1 protein-coding gene is annotated in these 4513 nt (G+C 74.4%); it reads left to right on the top strand.

What is annotated here, in order from left to right; genetic code table 11:
* A partial coding sequence (locus tag VK611_28665; protein HMG45340.1) for an amino acid adenylation domain-containing protein occupies positions 1-4513 on the top strand: 4513 nt, incomplete at both ends.

The raw sequence follows: 4513 nt of genomic DNA on the forward strand, positions 1-4513 counted from the left end.
TTCGACGCCGCGGCGCTCGACGTCTACACGGTCACCGACCACTTCGACCTCGGCCGGGCGGTCGACCTCGACCGCCTCCGCGCCGCGTTCGCCACGCTGCTCCGGCGCACCCCCACGCTGCGGGCCGCGTTCATGGGCGACGGCCTGCCCCGCCCGGTGCAGGCGATCCTCGATCTCGACGAGGTGCCCTTCGCGGTCATCGATCTCTCCGGTGACGCCGCCCAGTCCGACCGGCTCGACGCCCTCCTGGCCACGGAGCGGTCGCGGCGGTTCGACCTCACCCGGCCGCCGCTGCTGCACGTCACCGTCGTCCTCCTGGGTGCCGAGCGCTGCCGGATCATGGTCTCGCGCCACCTGCTGCTGTGGGACGGCTGGTCGGGTCAGCTGGTGTTCGGCGAGCTGTTCCGCCTCTACGAGAGTGGCGAGACGACCGAGCCAGCCGACCCGACCGACCAGACCGAGGCCGAGGGTTCCTACGCCGACTACCTCGCCTGGCTGGCGGCGCAGGACGACGAGGCCGACCGAGCCGCCTGGCGCACCGCCCTCGCCGGCCTCGACGAGCCGACCCTGCTGGCGCCCGCCGGCACCGCGCTCGCCCCGGTGCTGCCTGAGACCCGCGTCGAGGAGCTCGACGAGGAGCTGAGCGCCGCCGTCCTGGCCACCGCCCGCCGTCACGGCCTCACCCTGAGCACGGTGCTCAGCGGCGCCTGGGGGATCGTGCTCGGCGGCCTGGTCGGCCGCGACGACGTCACCTTCGGCCTCACGGTGTCGGGTCGGCCGGCCGAGGTGCCGGACGTGGAGGGGATCGTCGGCCTCTTCCTCAACACCGTGCCGGCGCGGGTGCAGGTCCGCCCCACCGATCCCGCCCTCGAGGTCCTCCGGCGCACCCAGGCGTACCGCACCGACGTGTTGCCGCACGAGCACCTGGGCCTGGGCGTCATCCAGCACGAGGTCGGTTTGGGTCAGCTGTTCGACACGCTCTACGTGCTCCAGAACTTCGACGGGCAGGGCGAGCTGGGCGACGACCTCGACGCCTTCCTCGCCGAGCACCGCGTCGAGGGCTTCGGCACCACCGACGCCACCCATTACGCGGTCACGCTCGTCGTGCGGCCCGGTCCTCGCCTGCGGCTGCTGCTGGTGTACCGGCCCGACCTGGTGAGCGGTGGCCTGGTCGAGCTGATCCGCGCCCGCTACGTGCGAGCGCTGGCGCAGATCGCGGCCGATCCGTCCACCCCGGTGGCGGCGCTCGACCTGATCGCCCCCGAGGAGCGGGCGGCCCTGGAGCGGGCCTGGGTGTCGGCCGCCCACGAGCTGCCCCCGGTCACGATCGCCGAGCTGCTGGAGGACCAGGCGGCTCGGACACCCGAAGCGGTGGCGCTGGTCGCCGGCGACCAGGCCTGGACGTACGCGCAGCTCGACGCCCGGGTCAACCGCCTGGCCCGCCTGCTGCTCCGCCATGGCGCCGCTCCCGAGCGAGTGGTGGGTCTGGCGCTGCCCCGGTCGCTCGACATGGTGGCGGCGCTGTTCGCCGTGCTGCGGACGGGCGCCGCCTACCTGCCGTTGGAGCCCGACCTCCCGGCCGAGCGTCTGGCCCTCATGCTCCGCGACACAGTGCCCGCCTGCGTCCTGGCCACCGCGGCCACCGCCGGGCCGCTCACCGACGGCGCACCGGCGCCCCCGACGGTCGTCCTCCTCGACGACCCCGCCATCGCCGCCCGGCTCCGCGCGCTCGACGCCGGCCCGCTGACCGAGGCCGAGCGGGCGCCGTTCGCCCCGGAGCGCCACGACCGCCTCGGTCACCCGGCCTACGTGATCTACACGTCCGGCTCCAGCGGCGAGCCGAAGGGCGTCGTGACGCCCTACCGGGGGCTCACCAACATGCTGCTCAACCACCGCGAGCACATCTTCGATCCGGTCGTCCGGGCCGCGGGCCGGCGGCTGCGCATCGCCCACACGGTGTCGTTCTCCTTCGACATGTCGTGGGAGGAGCTGCTGTGGCTGGTCGAGGGCCACGAGGTCCACATCGCCGACGAGCAGTTGCGGCGCGAGGCCGACGCCCTGGTCGCCTACTGCGACGAGGCGCGGATCGACGTCGTCAACGTCACCCCGACCTACGCCCAGGAGCTGATCGAGCAGGGCCTGCTGGCCGATGCCCGCGACGGCCGCCCCGACGGCCACCGCCCGCCGCTGGTGCTGCTGGGTGGCGAGGCGGTGCCCGACGCCGTGTGGGAGCGCCTGCACGCCACCGACGGCGTACTCGGCTACAACCTCTACGGCCCTACCGAGTACACGATCAACACGCTCGGCGGCGGCACCGACGACAGTGCCACGCCGATCGTCGGCTGGCCCATCTGGAACACCCGGGCCTACGTCCTCGACCCGACGCTCCGCCCGGTGCCCGCCGGCCTGCCCGGCGAGCTGTTCATCGCCGGCGTCGGGCTGGCCCGGGGGTACCTGCGGCGCCCGGCCCTCACCGCCGAGCGCTTCGTCGTCGACCCCTTCGGTGCTGCCGGCGAGCGGATGTACCGCACCGGCGACCTCGTGCGGGAGCGGCCCGACGGCAGCTTCGAGTTCCTCGGCCGCACCGACGACCAGGTGAAGATCCGGGGCTACCGCGTGGAGCCGGGCGAGGTGGCCTCGGCGCTGCTGGCCCATTCCGAGGTGGCGTCGGCCGCGGTGCTGGCCGGCGAGTCGGCGGTGCCGGGGGTCAAGCGGCTGGTGGCCTACGTCGTGCCGGCCGCCGGCGACGAGGGCCGCGCCGACGCGGCCGTCGCGCAGCTCGACGAATGGCGGGAGGTCTACGACGCCGAGTACCGCGAGATCGGCACCGCGATCGATGCCGAAGACTTCTCCGGCTGGGACAGCAGCTACGACGGCAGCCCCATCCCGCTCGCCGAGATGCGCGAGTGGCGCGACGGCACCGTGGCCCGCATCCTCGACCTGGCACCCCGGCGGGTGCTGGAGATCGGCGTCGGCTCGGGCCTCCTGCTGGGTCGGATCGCGCCGGAGGCCGACGCCTACTGGGGCACCGACATCTCGCCGTCGATCGTGGAGCAGCTGCGGGCCGACGTGGGGGCGCAGCCCTGGGGCGACCGGGTCGAGCTGCGCTGCCAGCCCGCACACGTGGCCGAGGGCCTGCCGGGCGGGTTCGACGTGGTGGTGCTCAACTCGGTGGCGCAGTACTTCCCCCACGTCGACCACCTGCTCGACGTCGTGCGGGCCGCGCTGGCGCAGTTGGCGCCGGGCGGCGCACTGTTCCTCGGTGACGTGCGCGACCTGCGCAGCCAGCGGATCCTGCAGACGGCGATCGCGCTGCAGCGGGGTGCCGACGACGTCGCGGCCGCGGTCGAGCGGGCGCTGTCCCTGGAGAAGGAGCTGCTGGTCGCCCCGGCGCTGTTCGCCCGGCTGCGTGAGTGGGTCGATGACGTGGTCTCGGTCGCCGTGCTGCGCAAGCCCGGGCGGGCCCACAACGAGCTGACCCGGCACCGCTACGACGTGGTGGTGCGCAAGGCCGACGGGTCGCCTGTCGCCGCTGGTACGCCGTCGACGGTCCTGACCTGGGGCGTCGACGTCGGCGGTCTCGACGACCTCCGCGACCGGTTGTCGTCGCTGCCGGCAGGGTCCTCGTGGTTGGTCGAGGGGATCCCCGATCCGCGGACCTCGGGCGAGGTCGTGGCCACCGAACTGAGTGGCCGGGGCGACGTGGCAGCTGCCGCGGCGGCGCTGGGCAGCCGCGACGGCGTCGAACCGGAGGACGTCGTCGCTCTGGGGCTGCCGTGCGTCGTCGTGCCCGGTCGGCGGCTCGGCGCCTACGACGTCGAGTCGCCGGGGCTGGCCCCACGGTGGGACGACGCCGGCGGCACCGTCGGGTTGGCGGCGCTGGCCAACGACCCCACGTCGAGCCGGCGCCGGACCGCGTTCGTGCCCGCGCTGCGGGAGCACCTGAAGCGGAGCCTGCCCGACTACATGGTGCCGGCGGCGTTCGTCGTGCTCGACCGCCTGCCGCTCACGGTCAACGGCAAGCTCGACCGCCGCGCCCTGCCGCAGCCCGACACCGGGCCCACCGGGCCGTCACGCCCGCCGTCCGGCCCCGTCGAGGCGACGTTGTGCGAGCTGTTCGCCGAGGTGCTGAGCCTCGACCGGGTCGGTCCTGACGACGACTTCTTCGACCTCGGCGGTCACTCCCTGCTGGCCACCCGCGTCGTCAGCCGGGCACGCCGGGCGCTGGGTGTCGAGCTGGCGATCCGGGAGCTGTTCGAGGCCCCGACGGTGGCCGCGCTCGCGGAACGCCTCGCCGACCGGGTCGGCGGTCCGGTCCGTCCACCGCTGATGGCCGGCGCCCGGCCCGACGTCCTGCCGCTGTCGCCCGCCCAGGCCCGCCTGTGGCTGCTGCACCAGCTGGAGGACGACCTCGCCGCCTACAACTTCCCGCTGGTCGTGCGCGTGGGCGCCGATCTCGATGCCGAGGTGCTCCACCGGGCGCTCGACGATGTCGTCGGCCGGCACGAATCCC

The organism is Acidimicrobiales bacterium (genome assembly GCA_035316325.1).
Taxonomy (GTDB): domain Bacteria; phylum Actinomycetota; class Acidimicrobiia; order Acidimicrobiales; family VFJN01; genus DASXTK01.